This window comes from Kribbella sp. NPDC031520 (assembly GCF_055580825.1).
In genome coordinates, this window is record NZ_JBVIKS010000001.1 from 833,295 (window position 1) to 857,349 (window position 24,055).

Here is a 24,055-nt window from a genome sequence, read left to right on the forward strand (position 1 = left end):
CCCGATGTACCGCATCGGGTGCGGTGCGTTAACGCAGAGTTGAAGTCAGTCAGACGCGGCTGACGAAGATGTGGCCGGCGGTCTCGTCGCTGATCACGCCGCCGGCTTCGCGGCTGCCGACCAGCACACCCTCGGCGTCGAGGGTCGAGTCCACCTCGCGACCGGGCAGGGCCCCGGCCTTCCGCAGCACCGCCATCGCGCCGTCGTCGGTCTGCACCGGCTCGGCGATCCGGCGGACGAGCACCCGTACGCTCTCCCCGGTCGCGGCGTCGAGCACCTGGTCGAGCGGTTCGACACCGATCCGGAACTCCCCGATGTCGCTGACCTGGTGGTCCTTCTGCAGCTCCTCCAGACCGGGGATCGGGTTCCCGTACGGCGACTCGGTCGGGTTACCGAGCAGCTGCAGCAGCCGCAGCTCCACCGCGTCGCTCATCACGTGCTCCCAGCGGCAGGCCTCGGTGTGCACGTCCTCCCACTCGAGCCCGATCACGTCGACCAGCAGCCGCTCGGCCAGGCGGTGCTTGCGCATCACCCGGACCGCCTGCTTGCGGCCGACGTCGGTGAGCTCCAGGTGGCGGTCGCCCTCCACCTTGATCAGACCGTCCCGCTCCATCCGGGCGACCGTCTGGCTGACCGTCGGACCGGACTGGTGCAACCGCTCGGCGATCCGCGCCCGCAGCGGCACGATGCCTTCTTCTTCGAGCTCGTAGACGGTCCGCAGGTACATCTCGGTGGTATCGATCAGGTCGCTCACGACAACCATTCTCACCTATGTAGGCAAGCCTTACCCAATTCCCGGCCTCTTGACGGCCGCTTGGTCCATAGCTCTATAGTGCTAGTTACCTAGATGAATGAGGTAACTGATGATCGAGTTCCATCTGGACGGCCGGTCGGGGGTCTCGCCGTACCAGCAGATCGTGCAGCAGGTCCGGAACGCGTTGCGGCTCGGACTGCTGCGTGAGGGGGACCAGCTGCCGACCGTGAAGGACGTCGTCGCTGCGCTGGCGATCAACCCGAACACCGTGCTCAAGGCGTACCGCGAACTCGAGCACGAAGGGCTGGTGCAGGCCCGCCCCGGGCGCGGCACGTTCGTCACCCGCACCCTCACCGACAACACGCTGGCCGCCCACGGCCCGCTCCGCCAGGACCTCCGCCGCTGGCTGGCGAAGGCCCGCAAGGCAGGCCTCGACGACGAGAGCATCGAGGCGTTGTTCCTGACCACCTTTCGGTCCGCCTCTCAGGAGGAGCACATAGCATGACAAGCGTTCTGCAGGCCCACGGGTTGGGGAAGAAGTACGGGCGGCGCTGGGCGTTGACCGACTGTGATCTGGAGGTTCCGGCCGGGCACGTGGTCGGGCTTGTCGGGCCGAACGGGGCCGGCAAGAGTACGTTCCTGAATCTCGCCGTCGGCATGCTGTCGCCGAGTGCGGGGTCCGTCGAGGTGCTCGGGGCGGCGGCCGGGACGCAGCAGGCGAAGGTCGGATATGTCGCGCAGGACACGCCGACGTACGGACGACTGAGCGTCGGCGACCATCTGAAGCTCGGTGCGCGGCTCAACCCGGCGTGGGACGAATCCCTTGCACAGCAACGGGTTCAGCACCTGAAGCTGGACCTGAAGCAGCGGGCCGGGCGGCTGTCCGGAGGTCAGCGGGCACAGCTCGCGCTGACCCTCGGGCTGGCGAAACGGCCCGAGCTGCTGATCCTCGACGAGCCGGTGGCGGCACTGGATCCGCTGGCCCGGCGCGAGTTCCTGCAGGACCTGATGGAGGCCGTCGCCGACCAGGAGCTCAGCGTCGTACTGTCCTCGCATCTCGTGTCCGATGTGGAACGCGCGTGCGACTACCTGATCGTGCTCGTCGATTCCCGGGTTCAGGTCAGCGGCGAGATCGACGACCTGCTGGCGACGCACTTCCGTCTGGTCGGTCCACGGCGCGATCCGAAGGACCTGCCGCGAGATCAGCACGTGGTGACCGCGAGCCATACCGACCGGCAGTCGACATACCTGATCCGGACCGAACAGCCGATTCACGACCCGGCCTGGACGGTCTCCCAACTCACGCTCGAGGACCTCGTCCTGGCCTACATGGGCCGCGACGTGCAGCCGGCCGAGCGCCCGGCACTGGAGGTGCAACGATGATCTGGCTGACCTGGCGGCAGTTCCGCGTCCAGTTCCTGGTCGTGGCGACGGTGATCCTGGCCGCCGCGATCTTCTTCGCCGCAACCGGTCCCGGACTGCTCGACGACTACCACCGGTGGACCACCGGCTTCCTCCAGAACCTTGGCTACCAGCGGCTGAATCCCCTGCTGTACCAGGTCGGGATCGTGCTGCTGTACGCCGTACCGCCGGTGATCGGCGCCTTCTGGGGCGCGCCGCTGATCGCCCGCGAACTTGAGACCGGCACTCACCGGCTGGTGTGGAGTCAGAGCATCTCCCGGTGGCGCTGGCTGGCCACCAAGCTGGGCCTCACCGGCCTGGCCGCGGTCGGTATCGCCGGTCTGCTCAGCTTCGCCGTAACCAAGTGGTCGGCCCCGATCGACGACGCGATCAACGCCGGTCAGGACTCGAACACCTACATGCCGCGGATGTTCCCGCTGCCGTTCGGTGCGCGCGGCCTGGTCCCGGTCGGCTACGCCGCCTTCGCGTTCGCTTTCGGTGTCGCGATGGGCCTCGTCGTTCGCCGTACTGTGGTCGCCCTCGCAGTCACGCTGACCGTGGTCATCCTCGTGGAGATCCTGACGCCGTCGCTGATCCGGCCGCATCTGCTGGCGCCGACGGAGTCGTACCTCACCGTGTCGCAGGACAACATCCGCGGCTTCGGGATGACTGGCCCGAACGGCAGGATCCTGCAGATAGAGGTGGCATCCGGGGCGGTGGGCGCCTGGAAGTTCTACGACCGGACAGTCGACAAGGCCGGCAAACCGGTGAGCTCGCTGCCGGACTGGGTGATCGACTGCGCCCCGGCAGCTCCGCCTCCGGGCAGCGACAGGGTCTCCTTCCAGGGCAACGTGTCGCCGAAGGCTGCCGCCTGTTACCAGCGGCTGGCCGGCGACGGATATCGCCAGCGCCTGAAGTACTTCACAGCGGACCGGTTCTGGGCGTTGCAGTGGCGGGAGTTCGGGTTCTTCTTCGTACTCGCGTCGTTGCTGGCCGGGTTCAGTTTCTGGCGGATCCGGCGCGACCTGTCGTGAACCGGCGTACCAGCAGGCCGGCGGCGAGGACGGCCGCGGCGACCACCGCGGACGTCCATGGCAGCGAGACCGCGAGGACGACGCAGCCGGTGAGGCCGAGGACGTTGACGGCGCGGGGCCAGCGGCGCTGGTCGGCCGGCTGGGTGAACGCGGAGGCGTTCGCGATCGCGTAGTACAGCAGGACACCGAACGAGGAGAAGCCGATCACTCCCCGGAGATCGGTGGTCAGGACCAGGATCCCGACCACCACGGCGAGCGCGAGCTCGGCGTGGTGCGGGACCTGGAAGCGGGGATGTACGGCGGCCAGCCAGGACGGCAGGTCGCGATTGCGGGCCATCGCGAGCGTCGTCCGGCCGATGCCGGCGATCAACGCGAGCAGCGCACCGAGACTGGCCAGGGCGGCACCGATCCGGACCGCCGGGACCGCCCAGGCCGCACCGGCCCCGTCGACCGCGGACGCGAGGGGCGCCGCGGTCGACGCGGGATCGCTCGTTCTGAGGAGCGCGAAGGCGACCGCGAGGTAGATGCCGATGGCAATCACCAGGGCGATGCCGATGGCGCGCGGGATGGTGTGGGCGGGTTCACGGACCTCCTCTCCCATGGTGGCGATCCGCGCGTAGCCGGCGAAGGCGAAGAACAGCAGCCCGGCGGACTGCAGCACGCCGTACGCCGAGGTGCTCGCTGTCGTGTGGTGGCTCGACGGAGCCGAGTAGAGCAGGACGAGCACGAGCGCCAGCACTACCAGGGTGCAGGTGACCAGGATCCTGGTGAGCCGCGCGGTCCTCGTCACGCCTCGGTAGTTGACCCCCGCCAACACCACAACCGCGGCCAACGCAACCACCCGCTGCGCCCAGTGATTCGGTACCACATAGGTCGCGAACGTCAACGCCATCGCGGCACAGGAGGCGGTCTTGCCGATGACAAAACACCACCCGGCCGCGAACCCCCACCACTCCCCCAGGCGCTCCCGTCCGTACACATATGTCCCACCCGACACCGGGTACACAGCAGCCAGCTGAGCTGAGGAAACCGCGTTGCAGTAAGCAACAACCGCGGCAATCATCAACCCCACGAGCAGACCGGAACCAGCAGCCCGAGCAGCCGGGGACCAGACGGCGAACACCCCGGCCCCCACCATCGAGCCGAGCCCGATCACCACCGCATCCCCAACCCCCAACCGCCGCGCCAACCCGCCCCCTACGGGGACGGGCGACGGCGAAGCAGAGCGCGGGGAGGCTGCGCCGCCTGCTCCACCTGTCGGCGCGGTCGGGTCGGGTTCATTCATGTCAGTTGCTCTCCGCCATGGCCGCGGCGATCTTCGCTTCGGCATCGGCGACGACCTCCTTGGGGGCTTCGGGTAGGACGTTCGCCCACACGGCCAGCATCTCGCGCTTGGCCTCGAGCATGCCCAGCGGGCGGGGGTAGAACCACACGTGGAAGTGAGCGTTCCCGTCGCCCCAGCGGTAGACGTGGACGCGGGCGATGTCGCCGAGTCCCAGGATGGCGCGCTCGATGCGGCCGACCACCGGGCCGTAGCTCTGCGCGAGCTTGTCCGGCAGATCGGCGAACGAGTCGTGGTGGCTCCGGCTGGTCAGCCAGACCACGCCGGGGATGGTGACGCCGGTCGCCCGGCACAGCGCCCAGTTGTCGTCGTACCAGAGCGGCGCATCGTGTTCGGACTGTTCGAAGTCGGCCAGCCAGTCACACAGGCCGCAAGGTGCGCCGCCGGGCTCGCCGACGCGCGGCGGTTCGGGAACGACCCGGGGCTGCGGCTCGAGGACGACCAGCGGTTCGGCGTACGGAAGGGTCATGGCGATCTCCTGCGCAAGACGGTGATGATGCCGTCAGTGAAACACGTCCGTTGCAGAAAATGCAACAGGCATGTTTCAAACTTCGACGACCCCGCGAAGGACCAGGTCGAGGGTCAACCGTCGCGCCCGCGAGCGCGACCAGTGGTGCCGCCCGCGCATGTGGACGTACGTGAACGCCGCCGACACCAACAGCACCTCGGCGACGTCGCTGATCCGGCCGTGCGGGTGCAGCGTCCCGTCCGCCTCCCCCTCCCGGAGGAACCGCTCGAACGGATCGAGGAACGACACCGGCCCGTTCCGCGCCTGCTCCTGGTGGAAGACCAGGTCCGACGACAACATCAACGGCAGATGCCGGTCGATCACGTCGAACAACGCCTCGAGCGTGCGGACCAGGCCGTCCCGCCCGGTCCCCGAGCCGGCCAGCACCGGCCACATCGTGTCCCGGTAGTCGTCCGCCAGCGCGTCGAGCAACGAACTCAGCAACGACTCGACGGTCAGCCCCTGCCGCCACAACGTCACCCGGGACCGGCCGACCTTCTCCGCGACCCGCTCCAGCGTCACGCCGCTCCAGCCGTGCTCGGACAGTACGGCGATGGTCGCCGTACGCAGGGCCTCGTCCATCGCCACCGTCATCCGCGACACCTCACTCTTGTGCAACACGGTCGTTGCACTGCACCATGACTGTACCAACATTGAAGACGTCGGAGTGTTCGGCGGACCAGCCGGTGCAGTTGACAGTCGGGGAGGACAGCGGAGTGGACGGGCGAGTGCGGGGCGGAGTCGATGGCGCGGACAAGACCGAGGTGCGGATGCAGTTCACCGAGCATGAGCGGGCCGGGCTGACCGCGCTCGCCGCCGGCCTTCGCGGAGTAGCCGAGTCCGACCTCTCCGAAGAGGACGCGCTGGTCGCCGCGCTCGAACTCGCGCTCACCCGCCTGATCGACGACTTCGAAGTACCGGACCCGGCCGCCCGCGAGCAGGTCCAGCGCGCCCGCGACAACCTCCGCGCCCACTGGATCCGCGGCGCCGCGACGCTTTAGACAGCCTTCAGTACGGCGAGCAGGCGGGCCACCTCGACAGCGACGGCGTCTCGTGCGGGGCCGAGGTACTTGCGGGTGTCGACCAGCTTCGGGTTGTCCGCGAGGACCTGGCGGACCCGGTCGGTGAAGACGTTGTTGAGGTGAGTCGCGATGTTCACCTTGGTCATGCCGGCCTCGACCGCGCGGGTCAGGTCCGGGTCCGCGACACCGGACGAGCCGTGCAGGACGAGCGGTACGGCGACCGCCTCGTGCAGCCGGGTGATCAGGTCGAAGTCGAGCGTCGCCGTCCGTTCGGTCATCGCGTGCGACGAGCCGACCGCAACCGCGAGCGCGTCCACACCGGTGGCTTCGGCGAACGCGACGGCCTCGTCGGGGCGGGTTCGCGCGCCCGGTGCGTGGACGCCGTCCTTGCCGCCGACCTCGCCGATCTCGGCCTCGACGAAGACCCCGTGGTCGTGGCAGAACGCCGTCACCTCGGTGGTCGCCGCAACGTTGTCGGCGTACTCGAGCTTTGACGCGTCGTACATCACCGACGTGAACCCGAGCGACACCGCCTCGGTCACCAGGTCGCGGTCCATCGCGTGATCGAGATGGACGACGACCGGCACGGACGCGGCGGCCGCGGCGGCCAGCGTTGCGACCCCGATCGGCTTCAGCGCGCCGTGGTACTTCACCGCGTTCTCACTGATCTGCAGGATCACCGGCGCACCGGCCTGCTCGGCGCCCGCGATCAGCGCGGTCGCGTGCTCCAGCTGGATCACGTTGAACGCACCGACCCCACGACCGGCCTTCGCAGCAGCCAAGACAACCTCGGCACCGGAAACCAACGGCATGAGAACTCCTTAATTTACGGTCACTTGAGGCTGCCAACGCCGGTACGCAGCGAGATCGATGTCTCCGGCAACGGGCGTCAGAACGGCGGCAGCGGATGCCGCGACAGCAGATTTGAGTACGACGGACCAGTCCGGCTCGGGCGCTTCTGCAACAGCAGCCGCGACCACCGCCGTACACGCATCCCCTGCACCGGTGGGGTTTCCGCGCACGGTCTCGACCGGCATCGCCCGCCAGACGCCTTTCTTGCTGGCAGCAACCATCCCGCGCGGTCCGTCCGTGATCACGGCCGCGGTCGCACCGAGCGCGACGAGCTCCGCCGCGCCGTCTTCGACGTCCAGATCCCCAACGGCAGCACGCAGTTCGGCCGCATTTGCCCGCACCACTGCGCCGGCACCGGCCGCGGTCTTCAGCGCGTCTCCCCCGGCATCGATCACGGACAGTACGTCGTGATGCCGCGCCCGCACCGCGAGCTCCGCATAGGCGTCGGCCGGGATCCCCGGCGGCAGACTCCCCGAACACGCGAGCACTCCGAGCCGGCCCCAGGGCATCCGATCGCCGAAGGCCCGCCACTCGTCGGCACTCACTACAGGCCCGGCCTCGTTGAAGATCGTCGCATCCCCGTCCACATCGTTGACGATGGCAACGGTACGGCGGGTCTCGCCGGCGATCGGGGTGAGCAGCGCGGTCAGCCCCGCGTCGAACAGCTCCTCCGCGACCAGCTCGCCCGTCACGCCACCGACGAAGCCCAGCACCAGCGCCTGATGCCCGAGCGTCGCGGCGACCCGCGCCACGTTCACGCCCTTGCCGCCGGCGCGCCGCCGGATCCGGTCGACGCGATGACTCCCGCCGACCCGCAGCTCGTCGACCTCGTACGTCACGTCCAGCGCGAGGTTGAGAGTGACGGTTCCGATCAGTCCAGCCACGACCCCGCCCGCATCACCTTCTGGACGGCGTACGAGTCGTCGAGCAGCACCAGGTCCGCCCGCTTCCCGGTCTCGATCGAGCCCACGTCGTACCAGCCGAACGCTTGCGCCGGAGTCGTCGACGCCATCCGGGACGCGTCCACCAGCGAGGTGCCGGCGTTGACCGCGTTCCGGAACGCGACGTCCATGGTCAGCGTGGACCCGGCGATCGAGTGGCTGCCGTGCGCGAGGGTCGCGAGGCCGTCCTTGACGTCGACCTCGAGGCTGCCGATGTGGTACCGGCCGTTCGGCATACCGGTCGCCATCATCGCGTCGGTGATCAGCGCGATCCGGTCCACTCCGGCCGCGGCGAGCGCGACCCGGACGACCTGCGGGTCCAGGTGCATGCCGTCGTTGATCACCTCGAGCAGCAGGCGCTCGTCGTTCAGCGCGGCGCCGACCGGTCCCGGGTCGCGGTGGTGGAACGGCCGCATCCCGTTGAACAGGTGCGTGGCGACGGTCGCGCCGGCGTCGGCACCGGCGACCATCTGCTCGTACGTCGCGTCGGTGTGCCCGAGTGCCGCGACCGCGCCGGCGTCGACCACCTGGCGGATCGCGTCCAGCCCGTTCTCCAGCTCGGGCGCGATCGTCACCATCTTCACCGCGTCGCTGAGCACCGTCGCGACATCGTCCTTGAGCGGCGGCCGCAGCAGCGTCGGCTCATGCGCACCGCAGCGCGCCTCGGACAGGAACGGTCCTTCGAGGTGGACCCCGGCGATCACGCCGTCCTCGATCAGCTCCGAGAGGCACGCGGTCTGCGCGACCAGCTCGTCGAGCGGCCCGGTCACCAGGCTCGCCATCGTGGTCGTCGTACCGTGCTTGGCGTGGAAGGCCGCGACCTTGCGCGCCTCCTCCGGGTCGGTCGTCGAGTACGTGGACCCGCCGCCGCCGTGGGTGTGGATGTCGACGAACCCCGGTACGACGGTCACATTGCCGAGGTCCTCGGGCCGCTTGCCGTCGGCGGGCATCCCCTCGGACCGGCGGCCGAACGCCCGGATGTCCTCCCCCTCGACCTGGATCCAGGCGTTCTCCAGTACGTCGTCCGGCGTCACCACCCGGCCCACCCGATAGGTCGTCATACCGCCTCCTCCTCGTGCGCGCGGTCCCAGGCCATCTGCGCGGCGCCGAGCATGCCGGCTTCCTCGCCCAGCACGGCCGCCACGATCTCCGGCTCGCGCTGGAACGTCAGCCGCGCGTGCACACCTTCGCGGAGCGGCTGCAACAGCGTCTCGCCGGCGCCGATCAGGCCGCCGCCGATGGCGATCCGGGTCGGCGCCACCAGTGTCGTGTACAGCACCAAGGCGTCGATCAGCGCGGTCAGCGCGTCCTTCCACACCGACGCGGCGTCCGGGTCGCCGGCGGCGAGCAACTCCATCACCTCGCGGGCGCCGTCCACGGTCCGTCCGGTGCGGGCCGCGTACCGGCGGGCCAGTGCCGCGGCCGAGGCCACGGTTTCGAGGCAGCCCCACTGGCCGCAGGCGCAGAGTTCGGCGGCGTCGCCGTGGACGAACTTCGAGTGACCGAGTTCACCGGCGTACCCGTCGCCGCTGACCAGCGATCCGTCCACGATCATCGCGGCCGCGATCCCGGTACCGAGCGGGAGGAACATCGAGTTCGTGGTCCCGGCCAGGGCGCCCTGGCGGAACTCGGCGTACCCGCCGGCGCGGACGTCGTGGGCCAGCACGATCGGCACGTCCTCGGCCACCGCTGCCTGCAACGAGGCGAGGACCGGCGTACCGACCCACTCCAGGTTCTCGGCGCCGACGGTGCCGTGCTCGGCGTCGATCACGCCCGGTACGACGACGCCGATCGCGCGCACCCGGTGGCCCTCGGCGGTCGCCTTCTGGCCGAGCTCGACGACGGTTTCCAGCAAGGCGTCGAGCACGGCGCGGCCGCCGTCCCGCGGATCGGCCCGGGGCGTCGGCCTGGTCTCGCGGTGCAGCACGGCACCGTCGGCGGCGACCAGGCCGCACTTCATCCGGGTTCCACCGAGGTCGACGGCAACCACGACTTCACAGGGGTCCACGGAGCGCCATTATGCAGCGTTACCCCTGGGTCCGAACATCCATGAGCAAAACACGGACAAAACTCACCCGGACCACTGCGCGGTGCGGCCTGAGAACCGTGGGCAGGGAATCCACGGTTTCCAGACGTCAGGAGCGCAGACCGCGGTCGAACGCGGCGACCAGGAAGGCCACCAGGTTCTCGGCGAGCTTGCTCGGGTCCTCAGTGCTGCCCAGGCTTCCCGGGTTCCCCGGGCCGGCGGCACCCGGCGGCGGGGAGAGGGCCTGGGACTGGTGCAGTGCCAGCAGGCCCTGCATGTTGACGTACCCGAAGGCGACCGCCTCCGGTGACGCCTGCGGCAGCGCCTTGCGGAGCGCGGCCAGGTACCTGCTCTCGACCGGATCCGACTCGGCCGCATACAGCTCCCGGATCCGGCGGCTCGGATCGAAGGCGATCCGGCCGATGAAGCGTGCCACCACCGCGCCGCGTTCACCACGACGCAGTACCAGCTCCAGCCCGGGCTCGACGAACGCCCGGATGAGTTCCTCGGGCGTCGGCTCGCCGCCCGCTTCCAACTGGTCCAGCCGGCGCCGCCGTTCGGTGTTGACCGGCGCCATCGCGCGCCCGACCGCGGCGCGCAGCAAGGCTTCCTTCGAGCCGAAGTGGTAGTTGACCGCCGCGATGTTCGCGGCCGCCGCGACCGTGATGGCGCGCAGCGACGTCCCCTCGTAGCCCCCTTCGCCGAACCGTTGCTCGGCGACGTTGAGCAACCTCTCCCTGGTCGTTTCGACCGGTGTTTCCACAGAGTTCTCCTTCCCCCCGGCTACCGCACGCGCAGGCACCCCACCTGCTCACGCGCAGTAGCCTGCAGTCAGCATAGTTCAAACGGTCGTTTGAACGAGAGGGCTCAGCTCGGTTATCTCCGAGAAATCCTCAGATTTCCCTGAAACCCTTTCCTTCCCATCGACCTCTCCTTTCACACCTCCACCACAGGCCGTGCGCGAACGGGTGAAATCCGTTAGTGGGTTAGGCTCGCGAGCCATGACTTTGGTGCGGGTCGAGCGGCAGTTCCGGGGGCCGGAGCGGTCGGGCAACGGCGGGTACGTCGCCGGTCTGGTCGGGACGGCGGTGGCCGCGGAACTGGACGGATCGCAGGTGCCGAAGGTGACCTTGCGGATGCCGCCGCCCTTGGAGAAGGACCTCGAACTCACGTCCGGCAAGCTCACGGACGGTGATGTTGTGGTGGCTGAGGGCGTTGCGGTCGACGACGAGTTCCTGGCCGACGCGACGATCGATCCAGTACTGCCCGAAGAGGCACGCGCCGCCGAGGCGTCGTACCGCGGGCTGCACGACCACCCGTTCCCGGCCTGCTTCGTCTGCGGACCGGCGAACCAGCGCGGCCTGCAGTTGAAGCCGGGACCGATCGGCAGCGGCCGTACGGCGTGCACCTGGCGGCCCGCTGCGGAGCTCGCAACCGACGGGCTCGTCGACGAGGTGTTCCTGTGGGCGGCGCTGGACTGCCCCGGCGGCTGGACGATCGACCTCGAAGGACGCCCGTCCGTCCTCGGCCAGCTGACCGCGTGCATCGACGCACGCCCGCAGGTCGGCGAGGAATGCGTCGCGCTCGGCCGCTACCTCGGCGAGGACGGCCGCAAGACGTTCACCGCGAGCACCTTGTACGACGCCGACGGCCGCGTGCTCGCCCGCGCGAAGCACACCTGGATCACGGTCGATCCAGGTGCCTTCAACTAGGCGCTCCCGAAGTTACCTGGCCGGCTCGGTCGGCTGGGTCGTCGGTGCCGTGGTCGGCACCGGGATGCTGACGTTGCCGCCCTGCGGGATCACCATGAACTGGATCTTGCCCGACTCGATCGCGGACTTCAGCAGGTAGCCGTTCGCGCCGAGCAGCTTGACCTGCTGCTGGACCGACTGCAGCTCGACCTGGACCTGCTGGTTCTTCTGCTCCTGCGTGGCCTTCGCCAGCTCGGCGCGCTGCTTGGCCTCGAGCCCGTCGATGATGCCCTTGTCCAGCGGCATCGGCTTCTGGATCGTGAACGACAGCTCGCCGCAGTCGTTGCTGCCGTTGTAGCCGGGGCCGCAGAAGTAGTCGCCACCGACCGCGGCCGGCAGCAGCCGGGTGAACTCCTTGGCCGCGGCGGTCTGGAACGCGGACTTCTTCGCCTCGTTGTTGTACAGCTCCGCCCAGCCGTAGTTGGTCGCGACCGCAGACAGCGCCCGGTCGATCTGCGGACGGAAGTAGCTCTGCAGCATGTCCTTCCAGCCGCGCTCCTCGTACGCCTCGGTCTTCAGGCCGATCCGCTCGTGGAAGGACTTGATCACGTCCTTGTCCCGGTTCAGCGTGAAGTACACCTGGACGCGGACCCCGAGGCGGACGTTGTCCTTGCTGACCACGGTGACCTCGTCGGCCGCATCCGTGTCGGCGCCGTCGCCGCCGATGATGTACGAGCGCTGGTCGATCGGGTACGTGTAGACGGTGTCGCCCGGGCCGATCAGCTTGTTCGTCGAACCCGGCGGGATGATCGACTTGAACTTCTTGTCCTCGATCACACCGCCGCCGTAGTGCAGGCCGATCCGGTTGGTGTCGGTGTTCGCGAAGTTGAAGACGTTGAACAGGATGATCAGCGCGATCACACCGACGATCAGCCCCCCGATCACCTTCACCTTGACGCTGCCGCCCCCCTTGGGCTTGATCGCCGCCGCAGCGTTCCCCAGTTTTGCCATCAGTCGTCGGTCTCCTTGCGATCAACTATTCGCCGTACGTCGGCGATGGTCAGGTCTGCGGTGAGCGCGACGTCACGCGGCACCGATGGATGCGAGCTGAGCGTACGCAGGCCTTGTTCGGCCGCCGCGACCGCCCGCTCCAGCGCTCTGACCTCCTGCATCAGCGCCCGCTGCTCGGCGTTGGCCGCGGCCAGCGCCCGCTCGGCCTGGTCCGCCCGGCGGTACGACGCCCACGCGATCCAGCCGGTTCCGATCAGCAGCAGCAGCGGAATCAGGCCCAGTTCGATCATGTCCCGATTCTCGTTCATCCCTGGGCGAAAACGGGTTGAACGGCGATCCGCCCGGCGATAGGTTTTTGGTACACGCGAAGGGAGGTGGTCCAACGCATGAATTGCTATCGGACTCGTGAGGTGGCGGCGGGCTAACCCGCCAACCACAGTTAAGTGGGGCAAGTGGTCGGCCAATATAACGCCAGCCACCGGGCCCGCGGGCAGTCAGGTAGTCCGCCTGACCCTGAGTTCGGCCACCCGGTCGTGTCTCTGGAAGCGCCCGCGGGCTTCCTTATTCCTCCGGCGGCGGGCAGTCCAGCCCGAGCGCCTCGCCGATCTCCCGTAGTTGCGCCTCGAAGTACGCGGCGGCGTCCGGCAGCACCCAGTGCAGCTGGCCGAAGACCTCCATGCAGATCAGGCCGTACAGCCTGGTCCAGTAGTTCAGCGACAGGTAGATCGCGCCGGGCGGCATCCCGTGGAAGTGCTCCGACTCGGCGGCCAGCTGCTCGGCCAGCGCCGGCCCAAGGTCCTCGTCGGCCGGATGCGGGAACGGCTGCTGGTGCCAGATCTGCGCGACCAGTTCCTTGAACAGTCCTCCGAACCGCATCGCCGCCTGATGCCCGGGCGTCGCCTCGTGGTCCTCGTCGTCCGGATTCGGTACGGCGGTGCCGAACACCAGCCCGAACTCCGCCGGATGCGCGAGCGCCCAGTCCCGGAGCCCGTTCGCGAGCAGGAACAGCCGGTTGCCCAGGTCGATGTCGCCGGTCTGCAGGCTCATCAGCGCGGTCGTGAGTTCGTCGTACAGGTCCGCGATCAGCGCGCTGATCAGCGCCTCGTGACTCGGGAAGTACCGGTACAGGGCCGGCGGAGTGAGGCCGAGTTCGCGGGCGACCGCACGCAGGCCGACGGCCGGCGTACCACCCGAGATCAGCAGCCGCCGGGCGGCCGTCTTGATCTCCGCCAGCGTTGCCGCACGTCGCCGGTCCCGGCTCTCCACTCCGAACACTCCTTGACATAGGCATGGGGGCGACGCCTAGAGTGAACACCGTTAACAGTTAACACTGTTCACTTGACGCCTTCCGCTCAATCTACGCCCTTCGGGAGAGCTCGTGTTCGAGACGCTCGGCCATTTCACGTACCGGCGGCGCCGGCTGGTGCTCGCCCTCACCGGAGTTTTCGTCGTCCTCGGCCTCGCCTGGGGCACCGGGGTGTTCGGCTCGCTGGCGAACGGCGGCTTCGACGCGCCGAACACCGAGGCCGCGAACGCGGTCAAGACCATCGAGCAGAACGTCGGCCGGACCGGCACCGACGTGATCGTGCTCTACCGCAGCCCGTCGTCGACCGTCGCCGATCCGGCGTTCCGGCAGTCGGTCGAGCAGCACCTGTCCGGCCTGCCGTCCGCCGACGTGACCGGCGTTGCGACGTACTGGAGCACCAAGTCGCCGGCGTTCGTGTCGAAGGACCAGCACAGTACGTACGCCGTACTGACGCTGGCCGGCGCGACGCAGGAAGACCGACTGACGACCTTCCACAAAGTCTCTGAGCAACTCCGGTCACAGGCACACGGACTGGACACCAAGGTCGGCGGTGAGGTGGCCGTCTTCGACGAGGTGAACACGCAGACCGAGCACGACATCGTGAAGGCCGAGTCGATCTCGACGCCGATCGTGCTGGTGCTGCTGGTCGTCGTCTTCGGTGGTCTGGTCGCCGCGTCGCTGCCGTTGTTCGTCGGCGCGCTCGCGATCCTCGGCGCGTTCGTCCTGCTCCGCGGGCTGTCGGCGATCACCGACGTGTCGATCTTCTCGATCAACATCGTCACGATGATCGGGCTCGGACTCGCGATCGACTACGCGTTGTTCATCGTCACCCGGTTCCGTGAGGAGCTTGCGCACGGCAACGATGTCGAGACGGCGCTGACCGCGACGATGGCGACCGCCGGACGCACGGTGGCCTTCTCCGGGGTGACGGTCGGCGTCGCGATCAGCAGCCTCGTGCTGTTCCCGGTGATGTTCTTGAAGTCGATGGCGTACGGCGGCGCGGCGGCGGTCGCGATCGCGATGGTCGCGGCGTTGACGGCGCTGCCCGCCCTGCTCGCGGTGCTCGGGCACCGGGTGAACAACCTGCGGATCTTCAAGCCCCGCAAGGCTTCCGCTTCCGGGCATGGTGCCTGGTACCGCCTGGCACACAGCGTGATGCAGCGGCCGGTGCGGTACGTCGTGATCCTGGTCCCGGTACTGCTCGTGCTGGGTATCCCGTTCCTGAACGCGCAACTCGGCGGAGTGGACCACCGGTCGTTGCCTGCGGGCGCTACCTCGCGGACCGTGACCGAGACCCTGCAGCGGGACTTCCCGGGTGCGGGCGGCTCCGACATCTACGCGGCGGTACAGTTCTCTTCTCCTCCGGCAGATCCGTCCGCGGCGTTGGCGCCGTACATCGCCGGCTTGAGGCAGGTGCGGGACGTGCAGGACGTGCGGCTCGGTGGGTATGCGCACGGTGTCGCGTCGGTCGTCGTACACACGCATTACACCGGGCAGGAGTTGCCGGCGCGGGACGTCGTCCACGGGGTGCGGGCGGTGCCTGCACCTAGCGGCACCAGCGTGCAGGTCGGTGGGGAGACAGCGGCCGTGATCGATCTGCTGCACGTGTTGAAGGAGCGCGCGCCGTACATGGCCGGGTTCATCGTGATCGTCACGTTCGTGCTGCTGTTCGTTGCCTTCGGCTCCTTCGCGTTGCCTTTGAAGGCCTTGGTGATGAACGTACTGTCGCTGTCCGCGGCGTTCGGGGCGATGGTTTGGATCTTCCAGGACGGACATCTGTCCGGGCTGCTGGGGTTCACCCCGGCCGGGTTCCTGGACGCGACGAACCCGGTGCTGCTGTTCGCCGTACTGTTCGGGTTGTCGATGGACTACGAGGTGTTCCTGCTCAGCCGGATCCGGGAGGAGTACGACCGGACCGGCGACAACACCCAGTCCGTCGCGCTCGGGCTGCAGCGCACCGGCGGGATCATCACCAGCGCGGCGTTGCTGCTGATCATCGTGGTGGCCGCGTTCTCTACGTCGGGCATCGTGTTCGTGAAGATGATCGGCGTCGGGCTGGTGATCGCGATCGCCCTGGACGCGACGATCGTACGGGCCTTGCTGGTACCGGCAACGATGCGGCTACTCGGCCGCGCGAACTGGTGGGCGCCGCGGCCGTTGGTGCGCTGGTGGAAGAGGCACGGCTTCCGGGAGTCCGACGATCAGGGCTGGAGCCTGGAGAGCACCCAGGACGAGTTGGTACGGCGGTAGGCCAGGCGATCGTGCAGCCGGCCGGTACGGCCCTGCCAGAACTCGAACACCTCCGGGGCGACGAGGTAGCCGCCCCAGAAGTACGGGGTGGAGATCTTGGTGCCGTCCGGCCACTGCCGCTCGTACGACTCGTACTGCAGGTCGAGCTCTTCGCGCGACTCGACCGGCTGGCTCTGCTGTGAGGCCCAGGCCCCTAGCTGCGAACCACGGGGACGGCTGGCGAAGTACTCGTCGACCTCGTCCGTGGGGAGCTTGGTGACGGTGCCTTCTACGCGAACCTGTCGCTCCATGGCATGCCAGGGGAACACCAGAGCGCAGAGGGGGTTCGCGGCAAGGTCTTCCGCCTTGCGGGACTGCTGGTTGGTGTAGAACGCGAAGCCACGCTCGTCCAGGCGCTTCAGCAGCACGGTCCGAGCCGACGGGCGACCGTTCGCATCGGCCGTTGCCAGCACCATCGCGTTGGGCTCAGCCAGGCCGGCTTGGCGCGCTTGCTCCAGCCAGGTCTGGAACTGCACGAACGGGTCGGCATCCACCTGGCTCTCGAGCAGCTCCCCGAGGCCGTACGTCTCCCGCATCTCGCCTAGATCCACAGGCCGAGCCTACGTGTCACCGAGGCGGCTGCTGGCCCGGGTACTGCGGCGGCGGGTACTGCTGCTGTTGGTGGTCCGGCCATGGCGGCAACGGTTGCTGGCCCGGGTAGCCGCCCCACTGCTGCGGTTGTTGCGGCCCTGGCAACCCCTTGGCCAGCTTGGCGTCCTGCGCCCACCGGCGAATACCCACGAGCAACAGTGGTATGCCCAACAACACGATCGACCCGTCGAACAACAGGTATGACGCGCCATAGCGCGACCCCGGGAACTCGAACAGCTTCACCAGATCGAACGTCTGCCGCAGCGGCAGCACCATGACTGCCAATCCAGTGACGGTCAGCATCAGGCCCGTCCCCGTCGTCACTCCTGCGCCGATCACGGGCGCCATCATCAGCAACCCGAGCACGACCGCGATCGCGATCAGCAACGCGAGCCAAGGCAGCGAGTGTCCGAGGTCGTTGCGATACAGCTGAAGACGCAGCATCAGCCGGGACGTCGCGTAGGACGAAGTGCCGAGTGCGACGTAGGTGGCGATAACGCCGATCACGAGCCCAAGGGCGGGGAGGGGCTTTGCCATGCACCGAGACTAGACCCCTGTCCGGTGCATTGCGGCCGGCCGAACCGGTCACAAATCTGTCCGGTCGTCGGCGCGGAGAACTATGCTGCCTGAGCGCCCAGGTGCGCCGGCTCTCCTGGTGAGCCTGCGCCCTGACCATTTGGACAAGGGAGCCGTATGTCTGATCCGAGGACCGAGGTGCAGCACGGGCTGGAGGGCGTGGTCGCGTTCGACACGCAGATCGCCGAGCCGGACAAGGAAGGTTCGGCCCTCCGCTACCGCGGTGTGGACATCGAGGATCTGGTCGGCCGGGTGCCGTTCGAGAACGTGTGGGGCCTGCTGGTCGACGGTGCGTTCACACCCGGTCTGCCGCCGGCCGAGCCGTTCCCGCTGCCGGTGCACACCGGCGACATTCGGGTCGACGTACAGTCCGCGCTGGCGATGCTGGCACCGGCCTGGGGTCTGCGGCCGCTGTACGACATCGACGACGTGCAGGCCCGTGACGACCTGTCCCGCGCGGCGGTGATGGCGTTGTCGTACGTCGCGCAGGCGGCCCGCGGGATCGGGCAGCCGATGGTGCCGCAGCGTGAGGTGGACAAGGCGAACACGATCACCGAGCGGTTCATGATCCGCTGGCGCGGCGAGCCCGACCCGAAGCACGTCCGCGCGGTAGATGCGTACTGGACGTCGGCCGCCGAGCACGGGATGAACGCGTCGACGTTCACCGCGCGGGTGATCGCGTCCACCGGTGCGGATGTGGCGGCGGCGTTGTCGGGCGCAGTCGGCGCGATGTCGGGTCCGCTGCACGGCGGTGCGCCGGCGCGAGTGCTGACGATGATCGAGGGTGTCGAGCGATCTGGTGACGCACGGTCTTACGTGAAGGGTCTGCTGGACGCGGGCGAGCGGCTGATGGGTTTCGGGCACCGCGTGTACCGGGCCGAGGACCCGCGCGCCCGGGTCCTTCGCCGTACGGCGCGTGAATTGGCCGCCCCGCGGTACGAGGTGGCCGAGGCGCTGGAGCAGGCCGCGCTGGCCGAGCTGCGCGAGCGCCGGCCGGACCGCGTACTGGAGACGAACGTCGAGTTCTGGGCGGCGATCGTACTGGACTTCGCGGAGGTACCGCCGCCGATGTTCACGTCGATGTTCACCTGTGCGCGGACCGCGGGCTGGAGCGCGCACGTCCTGGAGCAGAAGCGCACCGGCCGGCTGATCCGCCCGTCCGCGATCTACTCCGGCCCGGCCTCCCGCCCCGCCGACTCGATCGAGGGCTGGAACCCATCCTGGGCCTAACGGTCCTGGCTCGGGTTTCGCCCAGTCCGTTGCTTGTACTGGCGGCTGAAGTACGGGACGTCGGTGTAGCCGAGGGCGGTGGCCGTCTCGGTGACGGTCATGCCGCTCTCGGTCAAAAGCTGGTGCGCGCGGTCGATCCGGGCCTGGATCAGGTACTGCGCCGGCGACATCCCGAACTGTTTGACGAAGCGGCGGGTGAACTGCGCCCGGCTGAGCGCGGCGCCGCGTGACATCTGGCTGACGGTCCAGTCGCGGCCCGGGTCCTCCCGGAGCTGCCGGGCGATCTCGTCGACCGCCACGTCGGTGCCACCACGTCCGGGGTTGTGGACGGCGTCCCAGACCAGCGCGATCAGTTGCTCGAGGCACAGTTCGGCCTGCCGCCGCCCGATCGGATCACCGCGCCGGTACGCCGCATCGCTGGTGCGGGCGAGGACCCCGAGCAGCTCGCGATCCATCACCTCACCCCAGCGCGGCTCCGGCGCGACCGTCCGCGTGGTCACGAAGTGCATGCCGAAGACGAGCAGCCGGCGGTGCGGGTCGTGGGTCGCCCGGGGCGCGTCGCCGGGCTGGAACACGGCGCAGACGCCGGGACGGAGCTCCTGGCGGCGGCCGTCCAGTTCGAGGGCGCCGCGCCCGTCGACGACGCACCAGAGCAGGTGGTCCGCGAGCCGTGGCGAGGTCCAGGACCAGCTCGGTTCGCACCGCCAGAAGGTCGGGGCGGACATCCGTTCGAGGTCGACTGGGTGCAACAAAAGTTCAAGTCCTCGCGTGAATCGTCCGTGGTCCTGCGCGGTTGGTTGGCAGGAAAATTGAGGTTGTTGACAGCCTAGAGCACCTACGCGGGAGTCGTGCATGAGCGTTTCATACAACCTGGACGCCGAGTTGCGCCGGGACGAGTTCGAGCAGACCGGGTACACGCTGGTTCGCGGGCTGTTCTCCACCGACGAGGCCGAGCGGCTGCGCGACCACTACATGGAGGTTCGGCAGCGCGGGCCGCGGTCGCACGACTTCGCGGGCCTCGACTCGACCGACCGGGACCCGCTGAAGCGGTACCCGCGGATGGCGCAGATGCACCGCTGGGACGACGCGTCGCTGCGGTGGCTGATCGACCCGCGGATCGACGAGGTGCTGACAGCGCTGCTCGGCAGGTCGCCGTACGCGGTCCAGACGATGGTCTACTTCAAGCCCGCCGGTTCGCGTGGGCAGGCGCTGCACCAGGACAACTTCTACCTGAAGGCCGACCCCGGTACGTGCGTCGCGGCCTGGATGGCGCTCGACCACGTCGACGTCGCGAACGGTTGCCTCGAGGTCGTACCGGGCTCGCACCGCTGGCCGATCCTGTGCACGGAGAAGGCCGACACCACCGTCAGCTTCACCGACGTGACGGTACCGCTGCCGCCGGCCGAGGCCGCCGTACCGATCGAGATGGAACCCGGCGACGTGCTGTTCTTCCACGGCGCACTGGTGCACGGCAGCAACCCGAACGTGACGACCGACCGTTTCCGGCGGGCACTGATAGGCCACTACATCCAGGGCGAGGCGGAGCGCGTCGCGCAGTACTACCACCCGGCGCTGCGGATGGACGGCACCGAGTTGGTGCTGGAGGTTGCCAAGGGCGGCGGCGCCTGCGGCGAGTGGACCGACACCGCCGACGGCCCCGTTGCCCTCCTGACCGGCACCGAACGAACCATCCGGAAGCACGAATGAGACACCCCGGCGTGTCGGTTGGACGGGGTGTGCGAGGATAGAACGCGCTGACAGCGTCGTCGGCTTTCTGAATGCAGACGACGAAGGGAATGCGCTGGTGACCGGCGAAATTCAGATTCCTGCAGAGCTCAAGCCTCGTGACGGCCGCTTCGGCGCGGGTCCGTCGAAGGTCCGCCCCGAAGCCGTCGCCGCGCTCGCGACCGAGGGCGCGAAGCTGCTCGGCACCTCCCACCGGCAGGCGCCGGTGAAGAACCTGGTGAAGCGGCTCCAGGAGGGCGTCGCCGAGCTGTTCCAGCTGCCCGACGGGTACCAGGTCGTGCTCGGCAACGGCGGGTCGACCGCGTTCTGGGACATCGCGACGTTCGGGCTGATCCGGGAGAAGAGCCAGCACCTGAGCTTCGGTGAGTTCTCCTCGAAGTTCGCCAAGGCCGCCCAGCAGGCGCCGCACCTCGGTGACCCGACGATCGTGAAGGCCGACCCCGGCACCCGCCCGGTCGCGGTCGCGGAGGCCGGCGTCGACCTGTACGCGTGGCCGCACAACGAGACCTCCACCGGTGTGATGGCGCCGGCCAAGCGGGTCGAGGGCGCCGACGAGGGCTCGCTGGTCGCGATCGACGCCACCTCCGGCGCCGGCGGCCTGCCGGTCGACCTCAACGAGGTCGACGCGTACTACTTCGCCCCGCAGAAGTGCTTCGCCTCGGACGGCGGCCTGTGGATCGCGCTGCTCAGCCCGGCGGCACTCGCCCGGGTCGAGGAGATCACTGCGTCCGGCCGCTGGATCCCGGCGTTCCTGGACCTGGCGACCGCGATCGACAACTCCAGCAAGAACCAGACGTACAACACGCCGTCGCTGTCGACGCTGTTCCTGATGGCCGAGCAGACCGACTGGATCAACAGCCAGGGCGGCCTGGAGTGGAGCGTCGGACGTACGACGGACTCCAGCAACCGGCTGTACACGTGGGCCGAGAAGTCCGAGTACGCGACGCCGTACGTCACCGACCCGGACGCCCGCTCGCTGGTCATCGGCACCGTCGACCTGGACGACTCGATCGACGCGGCCGCGGTGGCGAAGACGCTGCGCGCGAACGGCATCGTCGACACCGAGCCGTACCGCAAGCTCGGCCGCAACCAGCTCCGGGTGGCGATGTTCCCGGCGGTCGACCCGGACGACGTCGAGAAGCTCACCCAGGCGATCGACTACGTGGTCGAGAACCTCAAGTAACCCGCCCCGTCCGCAGCCGCCGTCCCCTGGGGCGGCGGCTGTTCTCGCTCATCCGCGCCCCGCAATTTGCTGGGTAAGCCAGCGAGCTTGTGGGTTCCCCACCCCGTATCCGGGTCCGGGACCCCGCGTTTGCCTTGCCGACCCAGCAATTTGCCTGGCCGACCCAGCAAATCGGGTCGGACCGGGGAGCGGGATCGGACCGGGGAGCGGGGTCAGGAGTGCTGGCGGCGGTGCGGGGTGGGCGGGGACTGGCCGGTCAGGCGGTCGTTCTCGGCCTGACGGTCCTGGCGTTCGCGGCGGCCCGGCGGGAACGTGAAGATCGTGACGATCAGCGCGAACACGGCAGCGCCGATGATGATCCACATCAGGTTGTGGCTCTTGCCGGAGCTGTCCGAGTTGTTGCTGTCGTTCGTCGTCGCGCCCTTCGGGGTGGCGCCGGCCGTCGGCGTCTTCGTACCGGTCGTCGCCTTGGCGGGCACCGCCAGCTGGTAGACGCCCGGGTTCGCGCCGCTCACTCCGAAGACCACGGTGCCGGCGGTGCCGCCGAGCGCGATGCTGTCGCCCTCGCCGGGCAGCGCGGCGCTGCGGGCGATGGCGTTCGGGTCGTCACCCCAGGCCACGGTCGCGAGGTCGGTCGAGGTCCGCAGTACCACGCGCTGGCCGTCCGGCAGGAACGTACCGTCGGTGATCACGCCGGTCGGCGCCGGCGCGAGCTTGCTGAGATCGTTCGTGCCCTGCCGGGTCGGCGAGGCCGGCGCGGAGTAGATCGCGCCGGCGCCCTTGGACGACTTCGTCACGACGTACAGCTGGCTGGTCTCGGGATCGATCAGCAGCGTCTCGGCGTCGTGCGCGCCGTCCGGGTACTTGAAGTCGTACTGGTGGTACTTCACGTTGGACGAGTCCTGCAGATTCTCCGGCTCCGGGATCGTGTAGATCTCGATCTGGTCCCGGCTCGCCTGGCTGTCACCGATGTCGGCGATGTACAGCGTGCCGTTCCGGTCGATACCGAGCGCCTCGACGTCCTTGACCTTCGCGCCGAACCTGAACACGGCCTGCACCTTGCCGGACGAGTCGAGTGCGAACACCCGCCCGGTGTCCCCAGAGCTGCTCACAGCCCAATAAGTGCCCTGGTGCTTGGCGCTCTTGGCCAGCCCGGTCGGCTGATGGATCCGGTCGTCCTTGATCGAGAACAGCTTCTGCGGCGCCGGCGACGCCGGGTCCGCGCTGCCGCTCGCCGAGGCGGGCAGTGCGACACCCGCCAGGGTGCAGAGCGTCGCACCCAGCAGGGCGACTACCGTCCGGAGCTGTCTCACGAAACCACCTCAGCACCTCGGGGGAGCAGGAGCTGCGCCAGCCGCGGCGTCACCTGCCATTCGGTGACCATCGCCTGGTACTCGGCCTGCAACTCCGCGGTCGGCTTGGCACCGGTCCGCGCAGCGCGCAGCAGCAGATTGCGCGGCGTGTGCTGACTGTCCACGAACTGCACCACCTCCACCCGGTAACCGACCTGTCGGAGCACCGCCGCCCGCAGGGAATCCGTCAGGACGTCGGCGAACCGCTCACGAACGATGCCATATCTCGTCATCAGCGCATAAGGCGCCGGTGGTGTGACGCTCTTCAGCTGCTTTTGGATGTCGTGATGACAACACGGAGCCGCGAGAACCAGCGCGGCCTCCCATCCCACGGCCCGCGCGAGCGCATCGTCGGTCGCGGTGTCGCAGGCGTGCAGCGCCAGTACGACATCCGGCTGCACGTCCAGCTCCGCACCCTGAATGGTCGCATCCAGGAACCGCAGATGCTCCTGCCACCCGAGCGCCTCCACCACCCGCGTATTCCGCGCCCGCGCCGCCGGATTGTGGTCAATACCAGTCATCCGCACGTCATACCCACGCGCCGTCAACAGGTGATACGCCGCCAACGTCAGATAAGCATTCCCACACCCCAGATCCACAACCTCCAACGGCCGCCCCAGCCCACCCCCAGCGTCACCCTCACTGCCGCCCGCAGCCCCACGCTCATCGCCACCCGCGGACGCACGCTCGCTGCCGCCTGCAGACCCGCTCTCGACGACGATCCGCCGTGCGGCGATCGCTTCGTCGACCGCGGGCGCGAGCAGCTTGCAGAACTCCTCGATCTGCTTGTACTTCGCCTGCCGAGACGGCTTCACCCGCCCCTGGTGATCACTGATCCCCAGCTCGATCAAGAACGGCGCCGCAGGATCAAGCACCCGCTGCTTCACCCGATCGTGACCAGTCTCCTGCTCCCGCACATCATCCTGCCGGTGCAGCAGCTCCTTACCCTTCTTGGTGTACCGCAGCCGCAACGTCTCACTCGTAGTCTCGACATGCCAAGACCCGTACCCCGCACCCAGTAGCTCGTCGACAACCTTCTCGACGCCCACGTCCGGCACATTCCGCGTATGAGCCTGCCGCTCATCAAACTCCGTGACCTGAAGGTGCCGCTCCCCCTTCAAATCCACATACCGCACCTCAACCCGCAGGTACCCCGGCGCCCCACTCCCCCGCCGCCGCCCCGAGGCCAGCCCCCGTACG

Annotated in this window: 26 protein-coding genes; 9 read left to right on the forward strand and 17 right to left on the reverse strand. The window is 68.7% G+C overall.

Annotation, left to right across the window (positions count from 1 at the left end; all coding sequences use genetic code 11):
- Window positions 1-49: 49 nt before the first annotated feature.
- Complete coding sequence (locus ACZ5BU_RS04155; RefSeq protein WP_465696710.1) at window positions 50-763, reverse strand: metal-dependent transcriptional regulator; 714 nt, start codon at window positions 761-763, stop codon at window positions 50-52.
- 100 nt (window positions 764-863) lie between these two features.
- Here ACZ5BU_RS04155 and ACZ5BU_RS04160 point away from each other — a divergent pair, with 100 nt between their 5' ends.
- The 3 genes from ACZ5BU_RS04160 to ACZ5BU_RS04170 are packed head-to-tail and all read left to right on the forward strand — an operon-like array spanning window position 864 to window position 3,189.
- A complete protein-coding gene (locus ACZ5BU_RS04160; protein WP_165546354.1) occupies window positions 864-1,259 on the forward strand; it encodes a GntR family transcriptional regulator in 396 nt (131 codons plus the stop codon).
- Window positions 1,256-2,137, forward strand: coding sequence for an ABC transporter ATP-binding protein (locus ACZ5BU_RS04165; protein WP_465695397.1), 882 nt, complete (start codon window positions 1,256-1,258; stop codon window positions 2,135-2,137). Before ACZ5BU_RS04160 ends, ACZ5BU_RS04165 begins: the two co-directional genes overlap by 4 nt.
- Window positions 2,134-3,189, forward strand: coding sequence for an ABC transporter permease subunit (locus tag ACZ5BU_RS04170; RefSeq protein ID WP_465695398.1), 1,056 nt, complete (start codon window positions 2,134-2,136; stop codon window positions 3,187-3,189). The genes ACZ5BU_RS04165 and ACZ5BU_RS04170 overlap by 4 nt, the downstream gene beginning before the upstream one ends.
- Here the strand turns inward: ACZ5BU_RS04170 and ACZ5BU_RS04175 are convergent.
- The 3 genes from ACZ5BU_RS04175 to ACZ5BU_RS04185 all read right to left on the reverse strand — a co-directional run bounded on the left by ACZ5BU_RS04175 (window position 3,155) and on the right by ACZ5BU_RS04185 (window position 5,633).
- Entirely contained in the window at window positions 3,155-4,348 is a 1,194-nt protein-coding gene (locus ACZ5BU_RS04175) for an APC family permease (protein ID WP_465695400.1), read from the reverse strand. The two genes, ACZ5BU_RS04170 and ACZ5BU_RS04175, sit on opposite strands and share 35 nt — an antisense overlap.
- Before the next feature lie 127 nt (window positions 4,349-4,475).
- Entirely contained in the window at window positions 4,476-5,000 is a 525-nt protein-coding gene (locus tag ACZ5BU_RS04180) for a hypothetical protein (protein WP_465695401.1), read from the reverse strand.
- 75 nt (window positions 5,001-5,075) lie between these two features.
- Window positions 5,076-5,633: a hypothetical protein gene (locus ACZ5BU_RS04185; RefSeq protein WP_465695402.1), complete on the reverse strand. Its 558-nt coding sequence runs from the start codon at window positions 5,631-5,633 to the stop codon at window positions 5,076-5,078.
- Window positions 5,634-5,677: 44 nt separating this feature from the next.
- On the opposite strand from ACZ5BU_RS04185, the gene ACZ5BU_RS04190 reads away from it, so the two are divergent.
- Entirely contained in the window at window positions 5,678-6,040 is a 363-nt protein-coding gene (locus tag ACZ5BU_RS04190; protein ID WP_465695404.1) for a hypothetical protein, read from the forward strand.
- Here ACZ5BU_RS04190 and ACZ5BU_RS04195 read toward each other — a convergent pair.
- The 5 genes from ACZ5BU_RS04195 to ACZ5BU_RS04215 form a co-directional block, all read right to left on the reverse strand.
- A complete protein-coding gene (locus ACZ5BU_RS04195) occupies window positions 6,037-6,873 on the reverse strand; it encodes a class II fructose-bisphosphate aldolase (RefSeq protein ID WP_465695406.1) in 837 nt (278 codons plus the stop codon). The two genes, ACZ5BU_RS04190 and ACZ5BU_RS04195, sit on opposite strands and share 4 nt — an antisense overlap.
- Window positions 6,874-6,882: 9 nt before the next feature.
- Window positions 6,883-7,797 (reverse strand): 1-phosphofructokinase family hexose kinase, encoded by a 915-nt coding sequence (locus ACZ5BU_RS04200; RefSeq protein WP_465695407.1) that lies wholly within the window; start codon window positions 7,795-7,797, stop codon window positions 6,883-6,885.
- Window positions 7,785-8,915 (reverse strand): N-acetylglucosamine-6-phosphate deacetylase, encoded by a 1,131-nt coding sequence (gene nagA / locus ACZ5BU_RS04205; RefSeq protein ID WP_465695409.1) that lies wholly within the window; start codon window positions 8,913-8,915, stop codon window positions 7,785-7,787. Before nagA ends, ACZ5BU_RS04200 begins: the two co-directional genes overlap by 13 nt.
- On the reverse strand, window positions 8,912-9,862 hold the full coding sequence (locus ACZ5BU_RS04210) for an ROK family protein (RefSeq protein ID WP_465695411.1): 951 nt from the start codon (window positions 9,860-9,862) through the stop codon (window positions 8,912-8,914). The genes nagA and ACZ5BU_RS04210 overlap by 4 nt, the downstream gene beginning before the upstream one ends.
- 127 nt (window positions 9,863-9,989) lie before the next feature.
- On the reverse strand, window positions 9,990-10,643 hold the full coding sequence (locus tag ACZ5BU_RS04215) for a TetR/AcrR family transcriptional regulator (protein WP_465695413.1): 654 nt from the start codon (window positions 10,641-10,643) through the stop codon (window positions 9,990-9,992).
- Between the two features lie 238 nt (window positions 10,644-10,881).
- Between ACZ5BU_RS04215 and ACZ5BU_RS04220 the strand changes: the two genes are divergently transcribed.
- Window positions 10,882-11,592 (forward strand): hypothetical protein, encoded by a 711-nt coding sequence (locus ACZ5BU_RS04220; protein ID WP_465695414.1) that lies wholly within the window; start codon window positions 10,882-10,884, stop codon window positions 11,590-11,592.
- Window positions 11,593-11,604: 12 nt separating this feature from the next.
- Here ACZ5BU_RS04220 and ACZ5BU_RS04225 read toward each other — a convergent pair whose 3' ends face one another.
- From ACZ5BU_RS04225 to ACZ5BU_RS04235, 3 genes are all read right to left on the reverse strand, one after another.
- On the reverse strand, window positions 11,605-12,582 hold the full coding sequence (locus ACZ5BU_RS04225; RefSeq protein WP_465695416.1) for an SPFH domain-containing protein: 978 nt from the start codon (window positions 12,580-12,582) through the stop codon (window positions 11,605-11,607).
- Window positions 12,582-12,872 carry a hypothetical protein gene (locus ACZ5BU_RS04230; RefSeq protein ID WP_465695417.1) on the reverse strand — a complete coding sequence of 97 codons (291 nt, stop codon included), beginning with the start codon at window positions 12,870-12,872 and terminating at the stop codon, window positions 12,582-12,584. Before ACZ5BU_RS04230 ends, ACZ5BU_RS04225 begins: the two co-directional genes overlap by 1 nt.
- A gap of 271 nt (window positions 12,873-13,143) precedes the next feature.
- Window positions 13,144-13,848, reverse strand: coding sequence for a TetR/AcrR family transcriptional regulator (locus ACZ5BU_RS04235; protein ID WP_465695419.1), 705 nt, complete (start codon window positions 13,846-13,848; stop codon window positions 13,144-13,146).
- 112 nt (window positions 13,849-13,960) lie between these two features.
- Here ACZ5BU_RS04235 and ACZ5BU_RS04240 point away from each other — a divergent pair, with 112 nt between their 5' ends.
- Window positions 13,961-16,138, forward strand: a complete 2,178-nt coding sequence (locus ACZ5BU_RS04240; protein WP_465695420.1) for an MMPL family transporter — start codon at window positions 13,961-13,963, stop codon at window positions 16,136-16,138.
- Here the strand turns inward: ACZ5BU_RS04240 and pdxH are convergent.
- Both pdxH and ACZ5BU_RS04250 read right to left on the reverse strand, forming a co-directional pair.
- Window positions 16,090-16,728 (reverse strand): pyridoxamine 5'-phosphate oxidase, encoded by a 639-nt coding sequence (gene pdxH / locus ACZ5BU_RS04245; protein ID WP_465695422.1) that lies wholly within the window; start codon window positions 16,726-16,728, stop codon window positions 16,090-16,092. The two genes, ACZ5BU_RS04240 and pdxH, sit on opposite strands and share 49 nt — an antisense overlap.
- 16 nt (window positions 16,729-16,744) lie before the next feature.
- Window positions 16,745-17,305, reverse strand: coding sequence for a hypothetical protein (locus tag ACZ5BU_RS04250; protein ID WP_465695423.1), 561 nt, complete (start codon window positions 17,303-17,305; stop codon window positions 16,745-16,747).
- 156 nt (window positions 17,306-17,461) lie between these two features.
- Between ACZ5BU_RS04250 and ACZ5BU_RS04255 the strand changes: the two genes are divergently transcribed.
- Window positions 17,462-18,574, forward strand: a complete 1,113-nt coding sequence (locus ACZ5BU_RS04255) for a citrate synthase 2 (RefSeq protein WP_465695424.1) — start codon at window positions 17,462-17,464, stop codon at window positions 18,572-18,574.
- Here ACZ5BU_RS04255 and ACZ5BU_RS04260 read toward each other — a convergent pair.
- Window positions 18,571-19,299, reverse strand: a complete 729-nt coding sequence (locus ACZ5BU_RS04260) for a helix-turn-helix domain-containing protein (RefSeq protein ID WP_465695426.1) — start codon at window positions 19,297-19,299, stop codon at window positions 18,571-18,573. The two genes, ACZ5BU_RS04255 and ACZ5BU_RS04260, sit on opposite strands and share 4 nt — an antisense overlap.
- Window positions 19,300-19,426: 127 nt before the next feature.
- On the opposite strand from ACZ5BU_RS04260, the gene ACZ5BU_RS04265 reads away from it, so the two are divergent.
- Both ACZ5BU_RS04265 and serC read left to right on the forward strand, forming a co-directional pair.
- A complete protein-coding gene (locus tag ACZ5BU_RS04265) occupies window positions 19,427-20,281 on the forward strand; it encodes a phytanoyl-CoA dioxygenase family protein (protein WP_465695427.1) in 855 nt (284 codons plus the stop codon).
- A 97-nt stretch (window positions 20,282-20,378) separates the two neighbouring features.
- Complete coding sequence (gene serC / locus ACZ5BU_RS04270; protein WP_465695429.1) at window positions 20,379-21,503, forward strand: phosphoserine transaminase; 1,125 nt, start codon at window positions 20,379-20,381, stop codon at window positions 21,501-21,503.
- Window positions 21,504-21,715: 212 nt separating this feature from the next.
- On the opposite strand, the gene ACZ5BU_RS04275 is transcribed toward serC, so the two are convergent.
- Window positions 21,716-22,816, reverse strand: a complete 1,101-nt coding sequence (locus ACZ5BU_RS04275) for a hypothetical protein (RefSeq protein ID WP_465695430.1) — start codon at window positions 22,814-22,816, stop codon at window positions 21,716-21,718.
- Window positions 22,813-23,904: a class I SAM-dependent methyltransferase gene (locus ACZ5BU_RS04280; protein WP_465695431.1), complete on the reverse strand. Its 1,092-nt coding sequence runs from the start codon at window positions 23,902-23,904 to the stop codon at window positions 22,813-22,815. The genes ACZ5BU_RS04275 and ACZ5BU_RS04280 overlap by 4 nt, the downstream gene beginning before the upstream one ends.
- Window positions 23,905-24,055 lie beyond the last annotated feature (151 nt).

Bases quoted from the DNA above. Each gene is read 5' to 3' on its own strand.
- ACZ5BU_RS04165 (WP_465695397.1), top strand. From the start codon at position 1,256: ATGACAAGCGTTCTGCAGGCCCACGGGTTGGGGAAGAAGTACGGGCGG.
- nagA (WP_465695409.1), bottom strand. From the start codon at position 8,915: ATGACGACCTATCGGGTGGGCCGGGTGGTGACGCCGGACGACGTACTG.
- ACZ5BU_RS04250 (WP_465695423.1), bottom strand. From the start codon at position 17,305: ATGGCAAAGCCCCTCCCCGCCCTTGGGCTCGTGATCGGCGTTATCGCC.
- ACZ5BU_RS04180 (WP_465695401.1), bottom strand. From the start codon at position 5,000: ATGACCCTTCCGTACGCCGAACCGCTGGTCGTCCTCGAGCCGCAGCCC.
- ACZ5BU_RS04155 (WP_465696710.1), bottom strand. From the start codon at position 763: ATGGTTGTCGTGAGCGACCTGATCGATACCACCGAGATGTACCTGCGG.
- ACZ5BU_RS04225 (WP_465695416.1), bottom strand. From the start codon at position 12,582: ATGGCAAAACTGGGGAACGCTGCGGCGGCGATCAAGCCCAAGGGGGGC.
- ACZ5BU_RS04185 (WP_465695402.1), bottom strand. From the start codon at position 5,633: ATGACGGTGGCGATGGACGAGGCCCTGCGTACGGCGACCATCGCCGTA.
- ACZ5BU_RS04220 (WP_465695414.1), top strand. From the start codon at position 10,882: ATGACTTTGGTGCGGGTCGAGCGGCAGTTCCGGGGGCCGGAGCGGTCG.
- ACZ5BU_RS04265 (WP_465695427.1), top strand. From the start codon at position 19,427: ATGAGCGTTTCATACAACCTGGACGCCGAGTTGCGCCGGGACGAGTTC.
- ACZ5BU_RS04255 (WP_465695424.1), top strand. From the start codon at position 17,462: ATGTCTGATCCGAGGACCGAGGTGCAGCACGGGCTGGAGGGCGTGGTC.
- ACZ5BU_RS04160 (WP_165546354.1), top strand. From the start codon at position 864: ATGATCGAGTTCCATCTGGACGGCCGGTCGGGGGTCTCGCCGTACCAG.
- ACZ5BU_RS04260 (WP_465695426.1), bottom strand. From the start codon at position 19,299: ATGTCCGCCCCGACCTTCTGGCGGTGCGAACCGAGCTGGTCCTGGACC.
- ACZ5BU_RS04230 (WP_465695417.1), bottom strand. From the start codon at position 12,872: ATGATCGAACTGGGCCTGATTCCGCTGCTGCTGCTGATCGGAACCGGC.
- ACZ5BU_RS04195 (WP_465695406.1), bottom strand. From the start codon at position 6,873: ATGCCGTTGGTTTCCGGTGCCGAGGTTGTCTTGGCTGCTGCGAAGGCC.
- ACZ5BU_RS04170 (WP_465695398.1), top strand. From the start codon at position 2,134: ATGATCTGGCTGACCTGGCGGCAGTTCCGCGTCCAGTTCCTGGTCGTG.
- ACZ5BU_RS04190 (WP_465695404.1), top strand. From the start codon at position 5,678: ATGACTGTACCAACATTGAAGACGTCGGAGTGTTCGGCGGACCAGCCG.